Consider the following 23,408-nt stretch of genomic DNA (forward strand, 5'->3'; position numbering starts at 1 on the left):
CCGCTCCCTTCGATCACGAATTCGCGGCGTCTTCTATCCGTCGCTTGACCTTGACCGCGATTGGCTGTGAGACTGAGCGCCAAGGTCGGAAGGAGCGAACTTTTCGGCATATTCAGGATCTTGGGATCCGAGGGCGGCCGCCACGACGGCGCCCTGGGGAGATTGCAGGGAGAGAAGATATGACCACCGTGTCCATGACGGTGAACGGGAAAGCTGTCAGCGGCGAAGTCGAACCGCGCACGTTACTCGTTCAATTCATCCGCGAACAGCTCCGTCTGACCGGCACCCATGTCGGTTGCGACACCAGCCAGTGCGGCGCCTGCGTCGTGCATGTGAACGGCAACTCGGTGAAAAGCTGCACCATGCTCGCGGTTCAGGCAGACGGCGCCGACGTGACCACGATCGAGGGCCTCGCCGATGGCGACAAGCTGCATCCGATGCAGGAAGCCTTCCGCGACAACCACGGCCTGCAGTGCGGTTTCTGCACCCCAGGCATGGTGATGAGCGCGGTCGACCTGTTGCAGAAGAACCCGAAGCCGAGCGAGCACGAGATCCGCGAATGGCTCGAAGGCAATATCTGCCGCTGCACGGGCTACCACAATATCGTCAAGGCGGTGCAGCAGGCCGCGGGCGTCTAAACACCTGAACAAAGACAGCGGACCAACCGCTTCAGGATCTGGGAGGATAAAATGCCGGACGGAACCACGGGTACGGGCATAGGCGCCGCCGTAAAGCGCGTCGAGGATTTCCGCTTTCTGACAGGACGGGGCAACTATACGGACGACATCAATCGCCCCGGTCAAACATACGCCTATATTCTGCGCAGCCCGCACGCACATGCGAAGATCAAGTCGATCGACAGCACCGCGGCGAAAGCTGCGAAGGGCGTTCTCGCCGTCTTCACCGGCGAGGACATGCAGGTCGGCTCCCTGCCGTGCGGCTGGCAGATCCATTCGAAAGATGGATCGCCGATGCATGAGCCGGAGCACCCGCCGCTCGCCAAGGGCAAGGTTCGGTATGTGGGCGATCAGGTTGCCGTCGTGATCGCGGAAACCTACGCCGAAGCGAAGGACGCGGCGGAGCAGATCTCCGTCGATTACGAGGTTCTGCCGGCCGCAGCCACCATGGCCGCGGCGTTGTCCGATAAAGTCGTCCTGCATGAAGATGTCGGAACAAATCTTTGTTTTGATTGGGAAATCGGAGACGAGGCTGCGGTCGATGCGGCGATCGCCGGCGCAGCTCATGTGACCAAGATCGATCTGGTCAACAACCGGTTGGTTCCGAACGCGATGGAGCCGCGGGCTGCCATCGGCGAGTTCGACGCCGCGAGCGGCGAGTACACTCTCTACACAACAAGCCAGAACCCGCATGTGATCCGCCTGCTCATGGGGGCATTCGTGCTTTCCATTCCGGAGCACAAGCTCCGGGTTGTCGCGCCGGATGTCGGCGGCGGCTTCGGCTCCAAGATCTACCATTATGCAGAGGAAGCGATCGTCACCTGGGCGGCGCCTAAGGTGGGCCGCCCAATCAAATGGGTCGCGGAACGGAGCGAGAGCTTCATCTCGGACGCCCATGGACGCGACCAGATCAACCACGCCGAACTTGCGTTGGACAAGGACGGAAAATTCCTGGCGCTGAAGGTTCAGACCCAGGCGAACATGGGGGCCTATCTTTCGACCTTCGCGCCCTGCGTTCCGACCTATCTCTCGGCCACGCTGCTTGCAGGCACCTACACCACGCCGGTGATCCACGCCAATGTGAAGGCGATCTTCACGAACACCGTGCCGGTCGACGCCTATCGCGGCGCCGGACGGCCGGAGGCAACCTACCTGCTGGAGCGTATCGTCGATCAGGCGGCGCGCGAGACCGGGATCGACAAGGTGGAAATCCGCCGCCGGAACTTCATTCCGGCCGATGCCTTTCCTTACCAGACGCCGGTAGCCCTGCAGTATGACAGCGGCGATTACGAGGCCACCCTCGCCTCCGCGACAAAACTCGCCGACGTCGCCGGGTTTGCCGCCCGCAAGGCCGAAGCGGCAAGCCGCGGCAAGCTCCGGGGCATGGGCTTCTCGACCTACCTCGAGGCCTGCGGTATCGCACCGTCGGCCGTCGTCGGTTCCCTCGGCGCTCGTGCCGGACTCTACGAGTCCGCAGAGGTCCGGGTGCATCCGACCGGTTCCGTGACCGTGTTTACAGGAACCCACAGCCACGGCCAGGGTCACGAGACGACCTTCGCCCAGCTGGTGTCCGAGCGGCTTGGCCTTCCGATGGAAAACATCGAGATCAGCCATGGCGACACCAATAAGGTGCAATTCGGCATGGGAACCTACGGCTCGCGCTCTCTCGCCGTCGGCGGCGAGGCCCTGATCCGCGCCGTGGACAAGATCATCGACAAGGCGAAGAAAATCGCGGCCCATGTGCTCGAAGCCTCGGCCGAGGATATCGAGTTCAAGGACGGCAACTTCACCGTCGCCGGTACCGACCGCTCGATGGCTTTCGGCGAGGTCGCCCTCACCGCCTATGTCCCGCACAACTTCCCGCACGACGAGTTGGAACCGGGACTGGACGAGAAGGCCTTCTACGATCCAGCCAACTTCACCTATCCGGGCGGATGCCATATCTGCGAGGTCGAAATCGATCCGGATACCGGCACTACCACAGTCGTGAATTTCACCGCCGTCGACGATGTCGGACGCGTGGTCAATCCCATGATCGTCGAAGGCCAGGTGCATGGCGGGGTCGCCCAGGGGATCGGCCAGGCGCTGCTCGAATATGCGGCCTACGATGAGAACGGACAGCTCGTGACCGGGTCCTATATGGACTACACGATGCCGCGTGCCGATAACCTGCCGAGCTTCAATGTGGCCACGCAGAGCACGCTCTGCACCCACAACACCCTCGGCGTGAAAGGCGTCGGCGAGGTCGGGGCCATCGGCTCCCCGCCGGCGGTGATCAACGCCGTCATCGACGCGCTCTGGGACAAAGGCGTGCGCGATATGAGCATGCCGGCCACGCCGGAGAAGATCTGGTCCGCCCTGCAGGCGGCCGAGTAAGAGAAAGCCAGGAAGGAACCCTGACGATGTATGAGTTCGAGCATCACAAACCGGCCAGCGTCGCCGATGCGGTCAGCGCCCTGAAAGGCGCCGACGATGGCAAGCTGCTCGCCGGCGGTCAGACCATGATCCCGACCCTGAAGCAGCGGCTGGCGAGCCCGTCGGACCTGATCGATCTGTCCGGCGTCGGCGAGCTGAAAGGCATCACCGCCGGCGGTGGGACGGTCACCATCGGGGCGATGACGAAGCATGCCGAAGTCGCGGCCTCCGCGGACGTGAAGTCGGCGGTCCCGGCGCTGGCCGAACTCGCCGACAATATCGGCGATGCACAGGTCCGCAACATGGGCACGATCGGCGGTTCGGTGGCGAACAACGATCCGGCGGCGGATTATCCGTCGGCCTGCCTCGCCCTCGGCGCGACCATCCACACCAGCAAGCGCGAGATCGCCGCGGACGACTTCTTCACCGGCCTGTTCGAGACGGCGCTGGACGAGGACGAGATCATCACCAAGATCTCCTTCCCTGTGCCGAAGAAGGCCGCCTACGAGAAGTTCCCGAACCCGGCGTCGCGCTATGCCCTGGTCGGCGTCTTCGTCGCCGAGACCGGCAGCGGCGTCCGTGTCGCGGTGACCGGCGCGGGTCAGAACGGTGTCTTCCGGGTGCCGGAGATGGAAAGCGCGCTCGGCGGGAATTTCTCCGCCGACGCGGTGTCCGGCATCAAGGTCTCCGAGAGCGATCTCAATGCGGACATCCACGCCAGCGCCGCCTATCGCGCGCACCTGATCACGGTGATGGCAAAGCGGGCGGTCGCGAAAGCCGGCTGATCTCCGCAACATTTCGGTTCCGAGCCCCCGGTGCTTTCTCCGGGGGCTTTTTTTGTCGACGCAATGGATGCGCGGGGAGATAGACTGACACCGCAATCCGAAACGGGATCGCGTCATCTTTTCCGGAGTAGCGATATGGAATTTCTTCCGAGCCTCCTCGCCCTCGCCGGCATGCATTTTCTCATGGCGATGATCCCGGGATCCAACACCATCGTGGTCAGCTGGCTTTCCGCCACGCGCTCCCGTCGGGACGGCCTGAAAGCAGTGGCCGGCGTTGTCCTCGCATCCCTGATCTGGGTTGGCTGCGCCCTCTTCGGCGTCGGCGCCCTGCTGCTCGATACCGGCTGGTTATACAAGCTGCTGCGGCTCGCCGGCGCCGCCTATCTCATCTATGTCGGCATACGGATGCTCGGGGCCGGTTTCTCGCGCCGCTCCGTCAGCACCGGTAGCGCAAATCGATTTGCTGCGCGGAGCCCCTTCGTGACCGGCCTCCTGACGACACTGAGCAATCCGAAATCAGCGGTCTTCTGGACCAGCGCGTTCCTGGTTGCCGTACCCGCCCATGCGCCGGGCTGGGTCTATCTGGCGATCCTTGTCATCATCGCCGTTCAGTCCGCTCTTTGGTACGGCGCCCTCGCCCTGTTTCTCTCGACGGGCTATGCGCGGGCATTCTATTTCCGCCTCACGCGTTATCTGGACCTGGTTGCCGGAGGTGTGATGCTCGCGCTCGGGCTGAAGCTCGCCAACGAGGTAAGGCTTGAGTTATCGACCTCGGATGTCTCGCCCTGACGAGATGCGCCGGGTCTATTTTCCGGTGAACCGGCTCTTGCGATCGTTGTAGCTGGAAATGGCGCCGGCAATCTGATCCACCAGATCGCCTGTGCTCTCGGAGGGATAGAACGCTTCCAGGATTGCACGGGAGAGAGGTTTCAGCAGTTCGACATCGTCCGGCGAAGACTGTGCAGGGTCGGCGGCAATGCGTTGTGCCAGCTTGTGCAGCGAACGGCAAAGCTGCGAGATGCCGGCGTATTTCGTGTCTTCCAGCCTCTGCACCGCCTCGCCGCTCATCCGCGCAAGCCGTTCCAGATGCTCGACCGTCTCCTCGTTGAATTCGCCGATGCCGAATTTCGGCAGCACGAGATCGACAAGGAAAGAAATCTGGAAGCCGATCCGGCGCAGTTTCTCCTCCTTGATCTGCATGTTGCTTTCGGCAATCCGCTCCTTCAGGGAGACCGTATCGACCTTCTCGCCTTCCTGGCGCATGCGCAGCGTGTTCGGCGGCTCGAAGGTCGGAATATTGCTTTCACGGCTCGGATCCCGCCGGCGCTCCGGACCGACATAGTCACTGGTCGCGATGAAGGGTTTGCGGTCCGTGATCATCTTCTGGATCCGCTCCAGAAGCTGCCCCGTCGAGTAGGGTGCGACAATCAGGTCGTCGACCCCGCTGTTGATCGCGGCGCGGACATTCTCGGGGTCGTTTGCCCAGGTCGTCATTATGACGACGGCAAACGGATTCTCTCCGAGATCGCCATTGCGGATTTCCCGGACCGTCCTGATTGCCGCGCCCTCGTCGAGCTGGTGATCGGCAACGATAAGATCTGGAATACCGGTCTGGATCCAGCGGCGGAGCTCCTCATCGGACCGAATCCATTCGGTCCCCTGATAGCCGATGCTCATGAGTTCCGAGCGCACCGGAAGGAGAACCTGCCTGTTCAAACCACAAAGGGCGATGCGGATCTGTGCCAGATCCACCTTGGATGCCTCTTTGTTCATCAACTTCCCAATCGCATTCCGGGCCAGTGCTCTCCCCTGTATCAGGAAACATAAGTTAGCGCCGGATGGCCAGAAATCAGATCACATTCAATGACTTCTGTGTACGATATGGTGCCATTTCGTCACACTACCCGCCTAAACAGCCGAGAAATTCACCGATAAGTGTAATCTGATGGTCCAGCATGTGCCGGCCGTAGTGGACCTTGCATCCTTTTTCTAGCGCGCGCTCCAGCAACCTCGTCCGCTCGGGAATCATGATGATCTCGGAAATCAGGAGATCGGAGGTCAAGAGACCCTCTTCGATCGGAAGCGGGTCGGTGTCGTGAAGACCCGCCGACGTCGTATTGACCACGATTTCGCAGCCGTCCGGTGCGGCTTCGCCGACGGCGACCGGTATCTTTGGATAAGCTGCCGAAACGGCGGCTGCCAGTTCCTCCGCCTTTGACCGGGTCCGGTTGTGGATCACCAGCCTGCCGACGCCTGCGTCGGCGAGCGCGAAGGCAATCGCCCGTCCAGCGCCGCCGGCCCCAAGCTGCAGCACAGCGCGGCCGTTAACTTCATGACCCTCCGCCCGCATTCCGGCAACGAAGCCGGCGCCGTCGAAATTGTCTCCGATCATCCGCCGCTCTGCATCGAACTTGACGGCGTTCACGGCACCGACGAGCCGGCCCTGCCTGCCGACTTCGTCGCAGAGTGCCATCAGGCGGAGCTTGTGCGGCACGGTGACCGCCATGCCGCCGAAATTGCGCTGCGCTTTCAGCCCGGCGACCGCCGCTTCGAGCCGGTCCGGCGGGACATGCACCGGAACCATAACGGCATCGATGCCGCGTGACTCGAAGATCGGGTTGAAGACCATGGGAGCCCGCACATGATCGATCGGATCGGCGATGCATCCGAAGACGCGGGTCTTCCCGGTGATGTCGAGTGTGGCTCCCATGGGATCAGAACTTCACCTGGTCGCCGCCCTTGAGCGCGAGCATTTCGCGGGCTTCCTTCGGTGTCGCGACTTCGAGGGAAAGATCCTCGACGATGCGCTTGATCTTCGCGACCTGGTCCGCATTGCTCTCGGCAAGCTTGCCCTTGGAGATGAACAGACTGTCTTCGAGGCCGACACGGACATTGCCGCCCAGCATCGCCGCCATGGTGCAGAAATTCATCTGGTGGCGTCCGGCAGCCAGAACCGACCATTGGTAATCGTCGCCGAACAGCTTGTTGGCGATCCGGCGCATATGCATGAGGTTCTCCTCATCCGCACCGATACCGCCCAGAATGCCGAAAATCGTCTGCACGAAGAACGGCGGCTTCACCAGCCCGCGGTCGGCGAAATGCGCCAGCGTGTAGAGGTGGCCGACATCGTAGCATTCGAATTCGAAACGAACACCGTGCCCCTCGCCCAGCTCCTTCAGGATGTATTCGATGTCCTTGAAGGTGTTGCGGAAAATGAAGTCACGGGAGTTCTCGAGGAACTGCGGCTCCCACGGGTGCTGGAACTCCTTCATCTTGTCGAGGATCGGGAACAGGCCGAAATTCATCGAGCCCATGTTCAGCGAGGTCATTTCCGGGCTGGCCCGGAACGCGGCCGCGAGGCGCTCTTCCAGGCTCATGCCGTGACCGCCGCCCGTGGTGATGTTCACGACCGCGTCGCAGGATTGTTTGATGCGCGGCAGGAACCGCATGAACATGTCGGGATCCGGCGTCGGGCTGCCGTCCTCGGGATTGCGGGCATGAAGGTGGAGGATGGACGCGCCGGCCTCGGCGGCCGCGATCGCGTCCGTCGCGATTTCGTCCGGCGTAATCGGCAGATGGGGGCTCATCGTCGGGGTGTGAATGGACCCCGTCACCGCACAGGTAATGATAACTTTCTTGCTCGCCGCGGCCATCGCTTCCTCCCAAATTTTTCCAAGCCGTTGAACTGGTTGCAGGCTACTCCGGGGACACGCGGTTTAAAAGCACCGCGTCGTCGCGGGAGGATTTTTCACGCAGCCGCGACGGATTTCCCGAGCCCCATCGTTTGAACAGGTAACCCGCTCGATTGGAACGGGATCACGCAACAAGGGATCTATTCAGATGAAGAAGATTTTTGCCGCTGCGCTGCTTGGCACCGTCATTCTGACGCCGGCCATTGCCGAAGCTCAGGGAATGCAGGGTGGCCCGCGTGCAGCCGAACATAAAGCCATGATGCTGGAGCGCTTCAAGGAAGCCGACGCAGATGGCGATCAGAAGCTGACGAAGGCCGAGATGTATCAGGCCCGCGGCAAGCGCGCGTCGGAGATCGATACCAACAACGACGGTACCATCGACGCGGCGGAAATGGATGCGGCCCGCAAGGATCAGCGCCTGAAGCGGATGGGACGCTTTCTTGCCATGCTCGACACCGACGGCGACGGCGTCGTGACGACCGAGGAATATGCCCGCGCCGGTGCCCATCGCATGCAGCGCATGGACAGCGACCGGGACGGCGTGGTGACGCTCGAAGAAGTGACCGAGATGCGCGGCCCGCGTGGCGGCCCTCATGGCGGCCCTCATGGCGGTAAGTATGGCGGCTCTTGCGAGGGTCGGGGTTACCGGCGCTAATAACTGCTCCCCTCGACGGAGATGCGGAAACGCGTATGGCGGAGTCCGATAACGACTTGCTCGGCCTGGTCGCCAATGGCGACCGGGCTGCCTTCGACAGACTCGTACTGCGCCATCGCGGGCCGCTGTCCGCATTTGCCTATCGCCTTCTTGGCAACCGGAGCGACGCGGAGGAAATCGTGCAGGAATGCCTCGCCCGGGTGTGGAGCCATGCGCCACGCTGGGATCCGGAAGGCAGTGCCAAGGCCTGGATCTACCGGATCGCCCACAATCTCAGTGTCGACCGGTTGCGCGGCCGACGCCCGACCGTGGATATCGAGAGCCGCGAGTTCGAGGACGGCAATCCGACCCCGGAGCAGGCTCTGTCGAACAAGAGGGCGAAAGTCAGCGTCCGCGATGCCGTCGCGGCGCTGCCGGAGCGCCAGAGAATCGCAATTTCCCTCTTTCACCTCAAGGACATGACGGCCGACGAGGTGGCGAATACGATGGAGATAAGTGTGGACGCCTTGGAATCTCTGCTGCGGCGCGCACGGGCGAAACTGAAAGAGATTGTCCGGCAAGAACAGCCGGAAGCCTATGCCAGAACGGCGGCAGGAGAGCGCAGATGACACACATGAGCGAAACACGTTTCACGGAACTGGCGGAGGCCTTCGGCAGCGATCTCGCGAAATGGCCCGCGCCGGAACGCGATGCCGCACGCTCTCTGCTCTCGGAACAGCCCGGCCTTGAAGCGGTCCTGAACGAATGGGCCAATCTGGATGCCGCCCTCGCCGGCTTCCTCAACGAGGCGGAACTGCCTTCTGTTCCAGTCGCCAAACCGAGCATCGCATTCGATCTTCGCGGGTTGTTCAGCGCGCTCTGGCCGTTCGGAGGGCTCTGGCAGCCTGCGGCCGGGCTGGTCGCGGCCAGTGCGGCGGGATTCATCGTCGGGATCAGCCTGACCGATCTGCCGGCAGACACGGCAACTGTCTTTGACGATCAACTGACGATCGTGGAACGCGCGCTCGGCGCGGAGACACTGGAGATCAACCAATGACCTGGACCCGGACCCGCACTCTGGCACTGCTGCTGTTTCTGTCCGTCGCCCTCAACCTGTTCGTCGCCGGAATGGTCGTCGGCCGCTGGGACCGCTGGGATGGTTTCAGAGGTCATGGTGGACCGCGGCATGGCAAGTCGATGTCCGCGGTGATCGAATACGCGCTCGGCGACAGTCTGACGCCGGCCTTGCGCGACCGCTTGGCACAGCACGACGGAGCCATGCGCGAGAACTTCGAGGAAACGCGGGAAAGCCGGCGTGCGATCCGCGCGGCCCTGGTTCGCGAGCCGTTCGACAAGGATGCCTATCTCGAGGCCCTCGACCGAATGAACGCGGTCCACGACCGCATGCGGGCGGAGACACATTCCTTCATGATCGAGATCATGGATCAATTGACGCCCGAACAGCGCCGCAAACTGGTCGAGAAACTCGACCGCAAACGGAAATACGACTGAGGCGCGGACCCCGCGTTCATCCGATCAGCGAACGACGTTCCGCCTGACCCGCAGCGCCTCGAGGATGACCGCCTCGACCTGATTGGCCGGACGAAACCAGTAGAATATCCAGGGCGGGATCTGCTGATTGTCCCGCTCCAGCTCCCACAATAACCATCTCCGCATGCGCATGACCGTCTCCTCCGAGGTCCGACGATTGCGGGCGGCACCGGAAGGGATGCCGCTCCATTCGCTTAGACGCGAGACGGGAGCGGCATGTGAAATCAGCCGGCCTTTTCCATAGCGGCGGCACGGATCGCGGAGAGCGTGGTTTTCGGCGTGATCGCCTCCGGATCGATCTTCACCTCGATCAGGGTCGGCTTGTCCGCCGCCAGCGCACGCTCGAAGGCCGGCGCGAACGCGGCGGTCTCCAGCACCGTCTCGCCGTTCGCACCATAGGCACGCGCCAGCGCGGCGAAATCCGGGTTCTGCAATTCGGTATGCTTCACCCGGCCAGGGAACTCGCGTTCCTGATGCATGCGGATGGTGCCGTACATGCCGTTATTGATCACGATGATGATAAGCTTGGCCCCGTGCTGCATGGCCGTTGCCAGTTCCTGGCCGTGCATCATGAAACACCCGTCGCCGTTCATCGAGACGACGACCCGTTCCGGATGGACCAGCGCCGCCGCGACCGCGGCCGGCAGCCCGTAGCCCATGGACCCGCTGGTCGGCGCAAGCTGGGTGCGGAAACCGCGATACTGGTAGAAGCGATGCATCCAGGTGGCGTAATTGCCAGCCCCGTTGGTGATGATGGCGTCTTCCGGCAGCGTCTTGTTCAGCCAGGCGGCAATATCGCCCATCTGCACCGCCCCCGGAACCGGCAGCGGCTCCAGCGTGGCGAGATAATCGGCATGGCCCTTCGCGATATCCTTCTTCCGCTTGGCCCCGTCGACCGGCTTCATCGCGGCCAGCGCGGACGCGAAGGCGCGCGGGGATGCGTTGATCAGCAGGTCCCCCTGATAGACCCGGCCCAATTCCTCGGCACTGCCGTGGATATGCACCAGCCCCTGTTTCGGGCGCGGAATGTCGAACATCGTGTAGCCGCCCGTGGTCATCTCCCCCAGCCTCGTCCCGAGGGCGATCACCATGTCGCTCTCCTTGATGCGGGCGGCAAGCGAGGGATCGATGCCGATGCCGACATGGCCGACATAGTGCGGGTGGCGATTGTCGAAATAATCCTGGCAGCGGAAGGAGGCGCCGACCGGAATGCCGTTGGCGACCGCGAACCGTTCGATCTTCTCACAGGCGTCGCGGTCCCAGCCACCGCCGCCGACGATCATCATCGGCCGCTCGGCCTTCTCCAGCATGGCGCGGAATTCGGCCATCTGCTGCTGGCCCGGATGCGGCTCGACCGGAACATAGGGTGCAATCTGAGGCGCCTCGGCATAGTCCATCAGCATGTCTTCCGGCAGCGCCAGGACGACCGGCCCCGGACGGCCTGACACCGCCGTATGGAAGGCCCGGCTGATATATTCCGGAATGCGTGCCGCATCGTCGATCTGCGCCACCCATTTGGCCATCTGGCCGAACATGCGGCGATAGTCGATTTCCTGGAACGCCTCGCGCTCGACCATCCAGCGGGCGACCTGACCGACCAGCAGCACCATCGGGGTCGAATCCTGGAAAGCGACATGCACGCCGGCGCTGGCGTTGGTCGCGCCCGGTCCGCGGGTCACCATGCAGACACCCGGACGGCCGGTGAGCTTTCCATAGGCATCCGCCATCATCGCGGCGCCGCCTTCCTGGCGGCACATCACGGTGCGGATCCCGTTGGTCTCCTGCAGCCCGTCGATTACCGCGAGATAGCTCTCGCCCGGCACGCCGAAGACAAGATCCACCCCTTCGGTCACCAGTGCATCGACAAGAATGTGGCCGCCGAGGCGACCGGCACCGGAACCGTTACTTGAGGGAGAGGAGCTCATCTACATAACTCTTATAGCGTTGGGATTTGGGTTTCTGACGGTCCGCCTCGTTCAGATAGCGGATCGAACTCTTGCCCTTGAGGTCCTTGGGCAGAAGGAGAACGCGGATAAAGCGCGTGCATTCGTCGGTGCAGGCATTGGCCCAGACGGCCTGACCGCCCGGTTCGAACCAGGCGTCACCGGGATGGTAATCCTGCGATTTCGTATCGCTCGAAAGGGTCAGCTTGCCGTTGCGCATACAGCGGATACCCGGGCCCATATGAGTGTGTGGCACGGCAGCGCCGCCTGTCGGAAAAAGCACGCTGTCGCAACGGATCAGCCAATCTTCCAGCTTCTCGACGCTCGGGACCGCATTGCTGACAATGAGCTCGCTGTGAATTCCCTCGCCGAGATCGAGATCGGGTTTCGCTTTCGCGTCGCCGATTTCCCAGCGCCAGAGTTCTCCGCCTTCGGTCCCCGCCCGCAGGGCGTAACCGGTCCGCATATACCGCGCCTCGTCAGGCTGCAGAACATTGCCGCCCTCGAACGCCAGATCTCCCGTGTTGCAATACAGAATCCGGAAGGCGTCAGGCAGGTTCTTCGAAACGGCATGCGGAGAGAAAACGTCTTTGACGAGACGCAAAACGTAGGTGGATGTCACCATCAAACCATCAGGCAGGATCTTCGCCTGCCTCCCTTGTTCGTCCCGCTTCACGCGGGTTGAAGTTCTCGTATTACCTCGCCTGAGGCGTCCCCAAGGTCAAGGATCGCTTTGCGATCAGTTTCTTTCGAATCCGAGACGAACAATCGTTCCAGGAAGGATCCGCTCAGCTTTCGAACACCAGTTGGAAGCGATCCGCGGCATAGCGGGCAATGCCGTACTCAATAGGTTTGCCGTCGGGCGTCACATTTATCGACTCGACGACCAGCACAGGACGGCTGCGCGGCTGCTGCAGCAGATCCGCGTCGGCAGCGTCCGGCATCCGGGCCGTCACGCGCGTGACCTTTCGGGTATATTCGCCATGGCCGAGCCGCGTCAGAACCTTGGTGATCGAATCCAGTTCCCTATGCAGATCCGCGAAGCCGGGCACGCGGACCGAGGGGAAATAGTGGCTGCCGACCGAGATCGGCCTGCCGTCTACCTCCCCGACTCGGTCGAGGCGCGTCAGCTTGCTCGATCTGGTGAGGCCGAGCTGCTTTAGGATAGCGGGGTCTCCCTCTTCCTCCTGCAGCAGCAGAGTACGGCCACCCGGCGTGCGTTTCTGGCTCAAGACGTTGTCGGAGAAGCGGGTCTTCTTCGCGACGAGATAATCGAGCACATGCTCCTGGACGAAACTACCGCGCCCCTGCTCGACCCGGATCACGCCGTCTTCCGCCAGTTCGGAAACGGCCCGGCGTAACGTATGCCGGTTGACCCCGTAAAGCTGCGAGAGCTCCGCCTCGGTCGGCAGCTTGCTGCCCGGTGCGTAGTGTCCGGAACGGATCGCGTCGGAGATATCGGTCGCGATCTGCCGCCAAATGGCCTGTCCGCTGTTGCGTTCGATCAAGGCGCCTCTCCAACAGTCATCAAAGTTTCATCCAGCCCCCATTGCGTGGAGCGTCGGGCGGGTCTATAACACATAAAGATATAGACATCTAGACAAATTATGAATTTGTCGAACAAAAGGACAAGCCGATGGAACCGCAAGCCTCGCCGCCACACTCGAAAGAGCGCAAGCGCTGGATGTCCATTCTTGCGAAGGCGTCCTACGAAGATCTGAACAGCCTCTGGCAGAACCTCCCGGACAAACCTCAATGGAACCGGATCCGCGCACCGGAAATCGGCATGGTGATGGTCCGCGGACGCATGGGCGGCACCGGAAATCGCTTCAATCTGGGCGAAATGACGGTCACGCGCTGCACGGTGGGACTGTCCTGCGGCCTCGTCGGACACGGCTATGTCTCCGGGCGCAATAAGGATCACGCAGAAGTCGCAGCCGTCATCGACGCGCTGATGCAGCGCAGGGAGCGCTCCGAGACCATCGAACATTCGATCATCAAGCCGCTCGAACTGCGGCATCTCGACCGGCGTAAGCAGGCCAGCCGCAAGGCGGCGGCGACCAAGGTCGAATTCTTCACCGTGGCACGGGAGAACTGAGCCGATGTCCGCCGACAATCTGGCCCACGCGCCGCATCTCACGCCCGGTTTCGCCGATACGGTGACGGAGTCCCAGCAGGTGTTCCGGCATCTTCTTGAAGCCATGGCCCGCCCCGGAACGGTGCAGACCATAGACATCGACCTTGAGGGTCCGAGCACGCTCGACCGAGCGGCAACGGCCATCGCCCTCGCCCTGGTCGATTTCGAGACGCCGCTCTATGTCTCCCCCGCCCTTTCGACGAATGCGGCGGAGACCTACCTGAAGTTCCACTGCGGCACGCGGATCACCGACGACCCGATGGAAGCCGCCTTCGCGATCCTCGATAAAGCGCCGGAGAGCCTTTCCGGCTTCAATTCGGGAACCGACGAGTATCCGGAGAACGGAGCGACCCTGCTGATCCAGGTCGATACCGTAGAAGCCGGCGGTCCGCTGGTTCTCAGCGGCCCCGGCATCAAGGACACGACGCGTCTCGACCTGCCGGACGTTCCCGCCGGCTTCTGGACCGTGCGCGCCGCGCAGCAGCGCTACTTCCCCCGCGGCATCGATCTGGTCTTCGTCTCGGGCGCCTCGATGGTGGCGATCCCCCGGACGACGACGGTCTCGCTCACGGCAGGAAAGGAATAGCGCTATGTATGTAGCAGTCAAAGGCGGCGACAAGGCGATCGAGAACTCGCTGCGCTACCTCGCCGATATCCGCCGGGGCGACCGCAGGGTTCCGGAACTCTCCATCGCGCAGATCCGCGAACAACTTCCGCTCGCCGTCGACCGGGTGATGACCGAAGGTTCGCTCCACGACCCGGATCTGGCCGCACTCGCGATCAAGCAGGCGAATGGCGACATCCAGGAAGCCGTCTTCCTGCTCCGGGCCTACCGCACCACCCTGCCCCGGTTCGGCGCCTCGCTGCCGATCGATACCGCGAAGATGCAGATCCGCCGGCGGATATCCGCCACCTACAAGGATCTCCCCGGCGGCCAGATCCTCGGCCCGAGCTTCGACTATACGCACCGCTTGCTCGATTTCACGCTGGCGGCGAACGGCGAGACCAGGGAAGCGCCGAAATCGGACGAGCCGGTTCCGGAAGGCATGCCGCGGGTTGCCGACATCCTCGATCATGAGGGCCTGATCGAGCTCGAAATTCCCGACGACGAGGATGGAACGGTGCCGGATCTCACCCGGGAGTCGATGAGCTTCCCGGCCGACCGGGCGACGCGCCTACAGAACCTGGCGCGCGGCGACGAGGGCTTCCTGCTCGCGCTCGGCTATTCGACCCAGCGCGGCTTCGGCAATGCCCACCCCTTTGCCGGTGAGATCCGCATGGGAGAACTGCCCGTGTCTTTCGTGCCAGAGGAACTCGGATTCGAGATCGAGATCGGCGAGATCACCGTCACCGAATGCCAGATGGTCAACCAGTTCAAGGGCTCCTCGAAGGTGCCGCCGCAATTCACCCGCGGCTACGGCCTGACCTTCGGCCATTGCGAGCGCAAGGCGATGTCCATGGCGCTGGTCGACCGGGCGCTTCGGGCGCGGGAGTTCGGAGAGGAGATCGAGGCCCCGGCGCAGGACGAGGAATTCGTCCTCTACCATTCCGACAATGTCGAGGCCTCCGGCTTCGTCCAGCACCTCAAGCTTCCGCACTATGTCGATTTCCAGGGCGAACTCGTGACCGTGCGCGAGCTCCGCGCCGAGATCGAAGCGCGCGAGAAAGAGAACCGAACCGATGACGACGAACTGGCCGCGGCCGAGTAGGACGAGAGCATGAGCACCAATCAAAGCCCCCAGCCCTGGCAGGCCCCGGAACACGACCAACCGGTCGCCCAGGTCGAGGGATACAACTTCGCCTATCTCGACGAGCAGACGAAGAGGATGATCCGCCGCGCGATCCTGAAGGGCGTCGCGATCCCGGGCTACCAGGTCCCCTTCGGCAGCCGGGAAATGCCGCTGCCCTACGGCTGGGGTACCGGAGGGATGCAGGTCACGGCCGCGGTGATCGGCCGCGACGACACGCTGAAAGTGATCGACCAGGGCGCGGACGACACGACGAACGCCGTGAACATCCGCCGCTTCTTCGCCAAGACGGCAGGCGTCGCGACCACCGAGAAGACCGCGGAGGCCACGGTCATCCAGACCCGGCACCGGATACCCGAGAAGCCGCTGACCGAGGAGCAGATCCTCGTCTACCAGGTGCCTATCCCCGAGCCGCTGCGCTGGGTCGAGCCGCGCGAGACCGAGACGCGCAAGATGCATGCGCTCGAGGAATACGGCGTCATGCATGTCAGCCTCTACGAGAGCATCGCGCGCTTCGGCCGCATCACCACCTCCTACAACTACCCGGTCCAGGTGAACGGCCGCTATATCATGGCGCCGAGCCCAATCCCGAAATTCGACAATCCGAAAATGCACCAGATGGCCGCGCTGCAGCTGTTCGGCGCCGGGCGCGAGAAGCGGATCTACGCCGTGCCGCCCTATACCGACGTGAAGAGCCTCGATTTCGAGGACCATCCCTTCACCATCCAGTCCTGGGAAGACACATGCGCGCTCTGCGGCGCCGATGACAGCTATCTCGACGAGGTCATCACCGACGATGCAGGCGGCAAGATGTATGTCTGCTCGGACAGCGACTATTGCGCGGAGCGCCGCGAGGCAGGCCATGTCGGCCACCTGGGCGTTCCGGCAGGCACCGAAACGAAGGGAGATGCCCAATGACGGCACGGCGCGAGGACGGTCCCCTGCTCCAGGTCGAGGGCGTCACCCAGAAATACGGCCAGAATATAGGCTGCCAGGACGTCAGCTTCTCCCTTTATCCGGGCGAGGTGCTGGGCATCGTCGGCGAGTCCGGTTCTGGCAAGTCGACCCTGCTGCGCTGCGCCTCCGGGCTGATGCAGCCGACCGAGGGAATCGTGCGGTTCAACACCCGCGTCGACGGCTTGCAGGACATCTACGCCCTTTCGGAGGCCGAGCGGCGCATGCTGATGCGGACCGACTGGGGGATCATCTACCAGAACGCCCGCGACGGGTTGCGGATGAACGTCTCCGCCGGCGCCAATGTCGGCGAGCGGCTGATGGCGGTCGGCGAACGGCATTACGAGACCATTCGCGAGACCTCTTCGGAATGGCTTGAGAAGGTCGAGATGGATCTCGGCCGCATGGACGATCTGCCGCGCACCTTCTCCGGCGGCATGCAGCAACGCCTGCAGATCGCCCGCAACCTCGTGACCAAGCCGCGCCTCGTCTTCATGGACGAGCCGACCAGCGGGCTCGACGTCTCGGTCCAGGCCCGCCTGCTGGACCTCGTCCGCGGTCTCGTGCGCCAGCTCGGCATCGCCTGCATCATCGTGACCCACGATCTCGGCGTCGTCCGCCTGCTCTCCGACCGGTTGATGGTGATGCGCCGCGGCAAGGTCGTCGAACAGGGCCTGACAGACCAGGTGCTCGACGATCCGCAGCACGCCTATACCCAGCTTCTCGTCTCCTCGATCCTGCCGGTGTGATCCGATGACCGAAAATCCGAACGAAATGATCCGCGTCGAAAGCCTGGTGAAGCGTTTCACCCTGCACAATCAGGGCGGCGTCACGCTGACGGTGCTGGAGAACGTCTCGCTCTCCGTCGAGAAGGGCGAATGCGTGATCCTCGCGGGGCCCTCGGGCGCCGGGAAATCGACGCTGCTGCGCTCTCTCTACGCCAACTACCTGCCGCAGCAGGGCAGCGTCTCGATCCGCCATGACGGAGAGATGGTCGATCTGGTGACCGCCCCGCCGCATGTCGTGCTCGATATCCGCGCGCGCACGCTCGGCTATGTCAGCCAGTTCCTGCGCGTCATCCCCCGGGTCACGACGCTCGATCTCGTGATGGAGCCCCTGCTCTCCCGCGGGATGAACGAGATTGCCGCGCGCGAGAAGGCTGCCACGCTGCTGGCCCGCCTGCGCATTCCGGAGAGCCTCTGGTCCCTGCCACCCGCGACCTTTTCCGGCGGGGAACAGCAGCGGGTGAATATCGCCATGACCATGGTGCAAGATTATCCTGTATTGCTGCTCGACGAGCCGACGGCCTCCCTAGATGCGGAGAACCGTCAGACCGTGGTCGACCTGATCAACGAGGCGCGCGAGGCCGGCTCGGCCATCGTCGGGATCTTCCATGACGAGCAGGTTCGCGAGGCCGTCGGGACCCGCACCTATACCCTTGAAGAAGCGAGGAAAGCAGCGTGAGCAAGACCGAAACGCCGGATGCCGTGCTGACCAACGCGAGGATCATCCTCGCAGATGGAGAACTTCATGGCACCGTGACCGTCCGGGGCGACCGGATCGAGGACGTCTCGGAAGGAACGGTCTCGATGCCGGGCGCGATCGATTACGAGGGAGACTTCCTGATTGCCGGGCTCGTCGAACTGCACACGGACAATCTCGAAAAGCACCTGATCCCGCGCCCCAAGGTGCACTGGCCCGTCGTCTCCGCCCTGATGGCCCACGACGCCCAAGTCGCGGCGGCCGGCATCACCACGGTGCTGGACGCGGTCGCGGTCGGCGGCACGGTGAAGGACGATGCGCGCGACGAGATCCTGACGGAATCCGCGAACTCGATCCACGAGGCGAACGAGAGCGGCATGCTGCGCGCCGACCATTTCCTGCATATGCGCTGCGAGGTCGGCAATCCGCGCGCGGTCGAGCTGTTCGAGCCGTTCAAGGACGACCCGCTGGTACGGCTGGTTTCCCTGATGGACCATACGCCGGGCCAGCGCCAGTTTGTCGATATCGAAAAACTGAAGATCTACTACACCGGCAAGCACGCCATGAGCGACGCCGAGTTCGACGCCATGGTCGAGGACCGCAAGAAGAACCAGGTGCTCTATTGCGACAAGCACCGAAGGATCATCGCCGCCGCCTGCGCCGAACGCGGCATCATCACCGCGAGCCACGACGATGCGACAGCGGAGCATGTTGACGAGGCGCACGAACTCGGCCTCACCATCAGCGAATTCCCGACCTCGCTCGAAGCGGCAATCCATGCCCGCAAGAAGGGCTTGGCCAATATCATGGGCGGACCGAACGTGGTGCGCGGAGGCTCCCATTCCGGAAACGTGTCGGCCGGAGAACTGGCGGAGGCCGGCGTGCTCGACGCGCTTTCCTCCGATTACGTGCCGGCAAGCCTGTTGCACGGCGCCTTCCTGCTGCACGAGTGGCACGGCCTGCCCTTGCCCGAAGCGCTGGCAACGGTCACGCGCAATCCAGCCCGGATGGTCGGGCTCGACGACCGCGGCGAGATCGCACCGGGCAAACGCGCCGATCTGATCCGCGTCCGCCGGGCGAAGGACGGCACGCCGATCATCCGCAAGGTCATGCGCTCCGGCATCCGGGTCGCCTAAATAAGTCTTTCAGAAGCGAGTAAGTGAGATGGGACAGAAGAAGCTCTCCCCGATGCCGAGCGTGCACGAAACCGCAGAGGTGCGGGACTCGGAGCTCGGCTCCTGGACCGAAATTGGCGCCCGCACCTCCTTCATCGAGAGCGAGCTCGGGGATTACTCCTATGTCGTCAATGACAGCGACGTCATCTACACGACAATAGGAAAATTCTGCTCGATCGCCTCGCATACTCGGATCAATCCCGGCAACCATCCGAGCTGGCGCGCCTCGCAGCATCATTTCCTCTACCGCAGCGCCGCCTATGACATGGGGCCGGACGATGTCGCGTTCTTCGACTGGCGACGCCAGCATCATTGCACGATCGGACACGATGTCTGGATCGGTCACGGCGCGACTGTGCTCGCGGGCGTGAATGTCGGCACAGGCGCGGTGATTGCGGCTGGCGCCGTCGTCAGCAAGGACGTTGCCCCCTATACGATCGTCGGCGGCGTCCCGTCGAAGGAGATCAAGCGGCGGGTCGACGAAGCCACCGCCGAAGGCCTCATGGAACTCGCCTGGTGGGATTGGCCGCACGAATTGCTGGCCGAACGCATGGGTGACTTCCGTGCTCTCTCCGCCGCGGAGTTCCTCGCCAAATATCGTTAAAAAACGATTCTTTCGTCGGAATTTACCGACCGCCTCTTATCGCGTGAAAAGCGCCGCAAAAGCCTCGATCGATTCAGCGAGCGGCCGGTCGTTGCGGAATTTCACCACACCGGGGCCTTCGAGCGCGAATGCCTCGGCGCGCTCCAGCCGTTTCTGAATATCTTCCTCGCTCTCCCGCCCGCGATTTCTGAGCCGCGCTTCGAGAATTGTCCGGGGTACCTTGATGTCGATCACACGGACATCGTCATACCGCGCACGCGCCTCCTCGATCACCGAGCGCGAGACATTCACGATGACATGCGCGCCCCGGGCCAGGTCATCCTCCAACGCGACCGGAATGCCATAGAAAAGCCCGTGCGCGCCCCAGCTCAGGGCATAGGCGCCGGCAGACCTCCGCGCCTCGAAATCCTCGACGGAAACCGGGATGTGGTCCTCTCCTCCGGCCTCTGCCGGACGGGTGATCTCTCTTCGCACGAAGACATGGGCCTGGCTATCTATCAGGCGCTCCTTGGCGCCTTCCAGCAGGCTGTCCTTGCCGGCGCCGGACGGGCCGACGACCAGCCAGAGGATTCCGGTCTCGTTCTTCATCGGGATTGCTCACGCGGTAGGATACACCCCTCCTCTAGTAGCCGGTCCAAAGGGCGGAGGCGAGCCCCTGCGGCGGTTTCTTCCGTCTTTTCATCTAGCTGTCACATGTGCCTGCGGACGCATGCTGCGCGCACCCCGACGAATTCGGCGGCGAAATCGTGCGCATTCGGCACTTTCGGATATTTCAGACCCAAACTAATCTCCGGACCATGACAGAAGCACTCGATTATGTGATGGGCGACCGCCGCCCCGAAGACGGCAAGCTCCTCCAGGTGGCGCCGGGCATCCACTGGCTGCGGCTGCCACTGCCCTTTTCGCTCGACCATGTGAATCTCTACCTGCTGGAAGACGATGCTGGGTGGGTCATTGTCGATTGCGGCCTGAACTCCGAGAACTGCCGGACCGCCTGGACACGGATCCTCGAGGACGTGATCGGCAACGACCCGGTGCAGGCCATCGTCGGCACCCATTTTCATCCCGACCATGTCGGCCTCGCGGGCTGGCTCCAGGACCGGACCGGCGCCCCGCTCTGGATGAGCCGGACGGAATGGCTCAACGCAAGGGCCTATTACCTCGATACCTCGGATGATTTCGTCGACCAGATGGTCGGTTTCTATGGCCGGCTCGGCCTCGGCGAGGCCAGCGGCGAGATGCGGAAAATCGGCAATGAGTACCGCAAGCTCGTTTCCCCCATCCCGCCCTCGTTCAACCGGATCGGCCCGGACACATTGCTGAAAATCGGTGGACGGGTCTGGAAGCCTTATTTCGGCGCCGGCCACTCGCCGGACCATGTCTGCCTCTATTCCCAGACGGACAACATCATGCTCGGCGGCGATCTCCTGCTGCCCCGGATCACGCCGATCATCGCCGTCTGGTGGACCGAACCGGATGCGAACCCGCTGCAGGACTTCCTGAATTTCCTTGCCCGCATGGAAGGCAGCGCTGACGAGATGCTGGTCCTGCCCGGCCATGACGGCCCTTACCGGGGCATCAATTTCCGGATCGGCGCCCTGAGAAGCCATCACGATCAGCGGCTGGAAGAAGCCGCGGCCGCCTGCGCCCGCCCCGGCTCGGCGGCGGAGATCATGCGCGCGCTCTTCACCCGCGAACTGGATCTGCACCAGACCCGCTTCGCCATCGGCGAGACCCTGGCACATCTCCATCTGCTGATGCAGGACGGCGAGGTCCGGCGGGAGCTCGGCGACGACGGGACCTATCGTTTCGAACGCGCCGCCTAGAGCGCGTCGCTGTCCTGGACGACGCCGCTGATCAGGTTTTCGCGATAGAGTGCGGCCTCGTCGAGCCAGGCCGCCGCCGGCGTCAGTGACGCGAGCAGTTTCTGGATCGCCTTCTCCTGCTCACGCCGCGCGCCCTCCGCGCCTTCCACATCGATTTCCCTGAAAGAGAGCCTGTCGCCCGGCTTCATCCGTCCGAGACGCGGAATGTCAGCGGAAATCACCGTGCCGATCTTCGGATAACCGCCGGTCGTCTGATGGTCGGCAAGCAGGATGATCGGCATGCCGTTGCCCGGCACCTGGACCGCCCCCGTCACGATCCCGTCTGAGGTGATGTTGTAGCCGCGCGCATGCTCCAGCGCCGGACCTTCCAGCCGCATCCCCATCCGGTCGGCCTCGCGGCTTATTTTATATTCCGTCTCGAAAAACGCCGCCGTGCTCGCCTCGCTGAAATAGTCCCGCTGCGGGCCGAGGACGACGCGGACCGGACCGGTCTCCTCGAGATAGGCCGGGCGCTCCAGCCGGAGTTCGCCACGCTCCTCGGCCTCCGAGAGCCGGAGCGGCAGCTCGTCCCCATCCTTCAGCGCCCGGCCATGAAAACCGCCGATACGCGAGCGCCCGTAGGTCGAAAGACTGTCGAACACGGCGGGCAGGTCAAACCCGCCCTCAACGCAAAGATAGGCGACGCCGCTGTCGGAAACCGGCGCGACCGAGAGACGCTGTCCGCGACGGAGCGTGACGCTCTGATAGGATGGAAGCGTCACCCGTTCGCTGGCTTCGACGATGAGTTCGGCCCGGGTCCCAGTCAATGCCACGCGCACGCTCTCGACCGTCACTTCCAGCGTCGGACCGACCAGCCGGAATTCGATCGCCGCCATCCCGCCATCGTTGCCGACCAACGCGTTGCCGATACGAAGCGACACCGGATCGAGCGCGCCGGATACGGGCACGCCGCGATTCTGGAATGCAGGACGGCCGAAATCCTGCAATGTCGGTGCGAAACCGGCTTGGATAACCCTGAAACCGTTCATGGCACGATTTCCTCGGAGGCCGGTTTGTAATCGTCCGCCTCGACCGCTTTTCGAATGCTCTCATATTCCCGAAGGGGCACCGGTTCGAAACGGATCCGGTCGCCGGCGGCCACGAGGATCGGTTCCGACCTCTCGGGCTCGAAGAACTCGACCGGCGTCTGCCCAATGAGATGCCATCCGCCCGGACATTCGACCGTATAGACCGTCGTCTGGCGCACGGCGACGGAGATCGAGCGCGCCGGAACCTTCACACGCGGCTCAAAGAGGCGCGGAATGTCGAATTCTTCCGGCAGCAGCCCCAGATACGGAAATCCGGGCAGGAACCCCATCATGAAGACCTCGAGCGGTTCGGCCGCATGACGGCGCACCACCTCGCCGGTATCGAGCTTCATCTCCCGAGCGACGTTTTCGAGGTCCGGCGCGCAACGCCCCTCGTAGCAGACCGGAATCGTCCAGAGCCGGTAGGCATCCTCCTCGTCATGCTCATGATGCAACAGTTCCGAAATAGCGGCGCGAAGCGCAGCCGAACCGGTCTCCAGCGGATCGTAATGCACCATCAGCGAGCGAATCGTCGGAACGATGTCCACAATCCCTTTCGCTCCGGACTCGCGCAGTTTTGCGGCAAGATGACGGACACGGCGGTTGACGGCGGCATCGACCGCTTCACCGAACTGCACCACGAGCGCCGTGTCACCGGCGGGAAGAAAAACAGGTTCCGACATGACAATGGTTCTGTTCAGGACATGGACCGGGCGAA

The 23,408-nt window shown here is 63.1% G+C and carries 27 protein-coding genes; 17 read left to right on the forward strand and 10 right to left on the reverse strand.

Going from position 1 to position 23,408, the window contains the following annotated elements; translation table 11 throughout:
• Positions 1 to 179 precede the first annotated feature (179 nt).
• From IG122_RS04490 to IG122_RS04505, 4 genes are all read left to right on the forward strand, one after another.
• The gene (locus IG122_RS04490; protein ID WP_193180873.1) at positions 180 to 638 is read left to right on the forward strand and encodes a (2Fe-2S)-binding protein; all 459 of its coding nucleotides are present in this window, start codon (positions 180 to 182) and stop codon (positions 636 to 638) included.
• A gap of 51 nt (positions 639 to 689) precedes the next feature.
• Positions 690 to 3,053 (forward strand): xanthine dehydrogenase family protein molybdopterin-binding subunit, encoded by a 2,364-nt coding sequence (locus IG122_RS04495; protein ID WP_193180875.1) that lies wholly within the window; start codon positions 690 to 692, stop codon positions 3,051 to 3,053.
• A gap of 26 nt (positions 3,054 to 3,079) precedes the next feature.
• The gene (locus IG122_RS04500) at positions 3,080 to 3,877 is read left to right on the forward strand and encodes an FAD binding domain-containing protein (protein WP_193180877.1); all 798 of its coding nucleotides are present in this window, start codon (positions 3,080 to 3,082) and stop codon (positions 3,875 to 3,877) included.
• A 135-nt stretch (positions 3,878 to 4,012) separates the two neighbouring features.
• Positions 4,013 to 4,666 carry a LysE family translocator gene (locus IG122_RS04505; protein WP_193180879.1) on the forward strand — a complete coding sequence of 218 codons (654 nt, stop codon included), beginning with the start codon at positions 4,013 to 4,015 and terminating at the stop codon, positions 4,664 to 4,666.
• Between the two features lie 15 nt (positions 4,667 to 4,681).
• Here the strand turns inward: IG122_RS04505 and IG122_RS04510 are convergent, their stop codons facing one another.
• The 3 genes from IG122_RS04510 to IG122_RS04520 form a co-directional block, all read right to left on the reverse strand.
• Entirely contained in the window at positions 4,682 to 5,650 is a 969-nt protein-coding gene (locus IG122_RS04510; RefSeq protein WP_193180881.1) for a response regulator, read from the reverse strand.
• 127 nt (positions 5,651 to 5,777) lie between these two features.
• Positions 5,778 to 6,587 (reverse strand): shikimate dehydrogenase family protein, encoded by an 810-nt coding sequence (locus IG122_RS04515; RefSeq protein ID WP_193180883.1) that lies wholly within the window; start codon positions 6,585 to 6,587, stop codon positions 5,778 to 5,780.
• Between the two features lie 4 nt (positions 6,588 to 6,591).
• Positions 6,592 to 7,530, reverse strand: coding sequence for a BKACE family enzyme (locus IG122_RS04520; RefSeq protein WP_193180885.1), 939 nt, complete (start codon positions 7,528 to 7,530; stop codon positions 6,592 to 6,594).
• Positions 7,531 to 7,717: 187 nt separating this feature from the next.
• On the opposite strand from IG122_RS04520, the gene IG122_RS04525 reads away from it, so the two are divergent.
• From IG122_RS04525 to IG122_RS04540, 4 genes are read left to right on the forward strand one after another with little or no spacing between them, the layout of a single operon-like run.
• Positions 7,718 to 8,224, forward strand: a complete 507-nt coding sequence (locus tag IG122_RS04525) for an EF-hand domain-containing protein (protein WP_193180887.1) — start codon at positions 7,718 to 7,720, stop codon at positions 8,222 to 8,224.
• Positions 8,225 to 8,259: 35 nt separating this feature from the next.
• The gene (locus IG122_RS04530; RefSeq protein ID WP_193180889.1) at positions 8,260 to 8,832 is read left to right on the forward strand and encodes an RNA polymerase sigma factor; all 573 of its coding nucleotides are present in this window, start codon (positions 8,260 to 8,262) and stop codon (positions 8,830 to 8,832) included.
• A 5-nt stretch (positions 8,833 to 8,837) separates the two neighbouring features.
• The gene (locus IG122_RS04535; RefSeq protein ID WP_193180891.1) at positions 8,838 to 9,260 is read left to right on the forward strand and encodes a hypothetical protein; all 423 of its coding nucleotides are present in this window, start codon (positions 8,838 to 8,840) and stop codon (positions 9,258 to 9,260) included.
• Entirely contained in the window at positions 9,257 to 9,715 is a 459-nt protein-coding gene (locus IG122_RS04540; protein ID WP_193180893.1) for a periplasmic heavy metal sensor, read from the forward strand. The genes IG122_RS04535 and IG122_RS04540 overlap by 4 nt, the downstream gene beginning before the upstream one ends.
• 24 nt (positions 9,716 to 9,739) lie before the next feature.
• Here the strand turns inward: IG122_RS04540 and IG122_RS04545 are convergent, their stop codons facing one another.
• The 4 genes from IG122_RS04545 to phnF form a co-directional block, all read right to left on the reverse strand.
• Positions 9,740 to 9,886, reverse strand: coding sequence for a hypothetical protein (locus IG122_RS04545; protein ID WP_193180895.1), 147 nt, complete (start codon positions 9,884 to 9,886; stop codon positions 9,740 to 9,742).
• A gap of 92 nt (positions 9,887 to 9,978) precedes the next feature.
• The gene (locus tag IG122_RS04550) at positions 9,979 to 11,679 is read right to left on the reverse strand and encodes a thiamine pyrophosphate-binding protein (RefSeq protein ID WP_193180897.1); all 1,701 of its coding nucleotides are present in this window, start codon (positions 11,677 to 11,679) and stop codon (positions 9,979 to 9,981) included.
• Positions 11,657 to 12,322 (reverse strand): cupin domain-containing protein, encoded by a 666-nt coding sequence (locus tag IG122_RS04555; RefSeq protein WP_193180899.1) that lies wholly within the window; start codon positions 12,320 to 12,322, stop codon positions 11,657 to 11,659. Before IG122_RS04555 ends, IG122_RS04550 begins: the two co-directional genes overlap by 23 nt.
• A 163-nt stretch (positions 12,323 to 12,485) precedes the next feature.
• A complete protein-coding gene (gene phnF, locus IG122_RS04560) occupies positions 12,486 to 13,205 on the reverse strand; it encodes a phosphonate metabolism transcriptional regulator PhnF (protein WP_193180901.1) in 720 nt (239 codons plus the stop codon).
• Positions 13,206 to 13,333: 128 nt separating this feature from the next.
• Here phnF and phnG point away from each other — a divergent pair, with 128 nt between their 5' ends.
• From phnG to IG122_RS04600, 8 genes are read left to right on the forward strand one after another with little or no spacing between them, the layout of a single operon-like run.
• Positions 13,334 to 13,795 carry a phosphonate C-P lyase system protein PhnG gene (gene phnG / locus IG122_RS04565; RefSeq protein ID WP_193180903.1) on the forward strand — a complete coding sequence of 154 codons (462 nt, stop codon included), beginning with the start codon at positions 13,334 to 13,336 and terminating at the stop codon, positions 13,793 to 13,795.
• Between the two features lie 4 nt (positions 13,796 to 13,799).
• Complete coding sequence (phnH, locus tag IG122_RS04570) at positions 13,800 to 14,420, forward strand: phosphonate C-P lyase system protein PhnH (protein WP_193180905.1); 621 nt, start codon at positions 13,800 to 13,802, stop codon at positions 14,418 to 14,420.
• Positions 14,421 to 14,424: 4 nt separating this feature from the next.
• Positions 14,425 to 15,543 carry a carbon-phosphorus lyase complex subunit PhnI gene (locus IG122_RS04575; protein WP_193180907.1) on the forward strand — a complete coding sequence of 373 codons (1,119 nt, stop codon included), beginning with the start codon at positions 14,425 to 14,427 and terminating at the stop codon, positions 15,541 to 15,543.
• Between the two features lie 9 nt (positions 15,544 to 15,552).
• Positions 15,553 to 16,500: an alpha-D-ribose 1-methylphosphonate 5-phosphate C-P-lyase PhnJ gene (locus tag IG122_RS04580; protein ID WP_193180909.1), complete on the forward strand. Its 948-nt coding sequence runs from the start codon at positions 15,553 to 15,555 to the stop codon at positions 16,498 to 16,500.
• Complete coding sequence (gene phnK / locus IG122_RS04585) at positions 16,497 to 17,285, forward strand: phosphonate C-P lyase system protein PhnK (protein ID WP_193180911.1); 789 nt, start codon at positions 16,497 to 16,499, stop codon at positions 17,283 to 17,285. The genes IG122_RS04580 and phnK overlap by 4 nt, the downstream gene beginning before the upstream one ends.
• Positions 17,286 to 17,289: 4 nt before the next feature.
• The gene (gene phnL, locus IG122_RS04590) at positions 17,290 to 18,000 is read left to right on the forward strand and encodes a phosphonate C-P lyase system protein PhnL (RefSeq protein WP_226893325.1); all 711 of its coding nucleotides are present in this window, start codon (positions 17,290 to 17,292) and stop codon (positions 17,998 to 18,000) included.
• On the forward strand, positions 17,997 to 19,154 hold the full coding sequence (locus tag IG122_RS04595; protein WP_193180913.1) for an alpha-D-ribose 1-methylphosphonate 5-triphosphate diphosphatase: 1,158 nt from the start codon (positions 17,997 to 17,999) through the stop codon (positions 19,152 to 19,154). The genes phnL and IG122_RS04595 overlap by 4 nt, the downstream gene beginning before the upstream one ends.
• A 28-nt stretch (positions 19,155 to 19,182) precedes the next feature.
• Entirely contained in the window at positions 19,183 to 19,797 is a 615-nt protein-coding gene (locus tag IG122_RS04600) for an LbetaH domain-containing protein (RefSeq protein ID WP_193180915.1), read from the forward strand.
• Between the two features lie 36 nt (positions 19,798 to 19,833).
• Here IG122_RS04600 and phnN read toward each other — a convergent pair whose 3' ends face one another.
• The gene (phnN, locus tag IG122_RS04605; RefSeq protein ID WP_193180917.1) at positions 19,834 to 20,385 is read right to left on the reverse strand and encodes a phosphonate metabolism protein/1,5-bisphosphokinase (PRPP-forming) PhnN; all 552 of its coding nucleotides are present in this window, start codon (positions 20,383 to 20,385) and stop codon (positions 19,834 to 19,836) included.
• A 209-nt stretch (positions 20,386 to 20,594) separates the two neighbouring features.
• Between phnN and IG122_RS04610 the strand changes: the two genes are divergently transcribed.
• Positions 20,595 to 21,623 (forward strand): MBL fold metallo-hydrolase, encoded by a 1,029-nt coding sequence (locus tag IG122_RS04610; protein ID WP_193180919.1) that lies wholly within the window; start codon positions 20,595 to 20,597, stop codon positions 21,621 to 21,623.
• Here IG122_RS04610 and IG122_RS04615 read toward each other — a convergent pair.
• Together IG122_RS04615 and pxpB are read right to left on the reverse strand one after the other, a co-directional pair.
• Positions 21,620 to 22,651: a 5-oxoprolinase subunit C family protein gene (locus IG122_RS04615; RefSeq protein ID WP_193180921.1), complete on the reverse strand. Its 1,032-nt coding sequence runs from the start codon at positions 22,649 to 22,651 to the stop codon at positions 21,620 to 21,622. The two genes, IG122_RS04610 and IG122_RS04615, sit on opposite strands and share 4 nt — an antisense overlap.
• Positions 22,648 to 23,373 carry a 5-oxoprolinase subunit PxpB gene (pxpB, locus tag IG122_RS04620; protein ID WP_193180932.1) on the reverse strand — a complete coding sequence of 242 codons (726 nt, stop codon included), beginning with the start codon at positions 23,371 to 23,373 and terminating at the stop codon, positions 22,648 to 22,650. Before pxpB ends, IG122_RS04615 begins: the two co-directional genes overlap by 4 nt.
• Positions 23,374 to 23,408: the final 35 nt, after the last annotated feature.

The organism is Nisaea sediminum (genome assembly GCF_014904705.1).
In the GTDB taxonomy this organism is placed as follows: Bacteria; Pseudomonadota; Alphaproteobacteria; order Thalassobaculales; family Thalassobaculaceae; genus Nisaea; species Nisaea sediminum.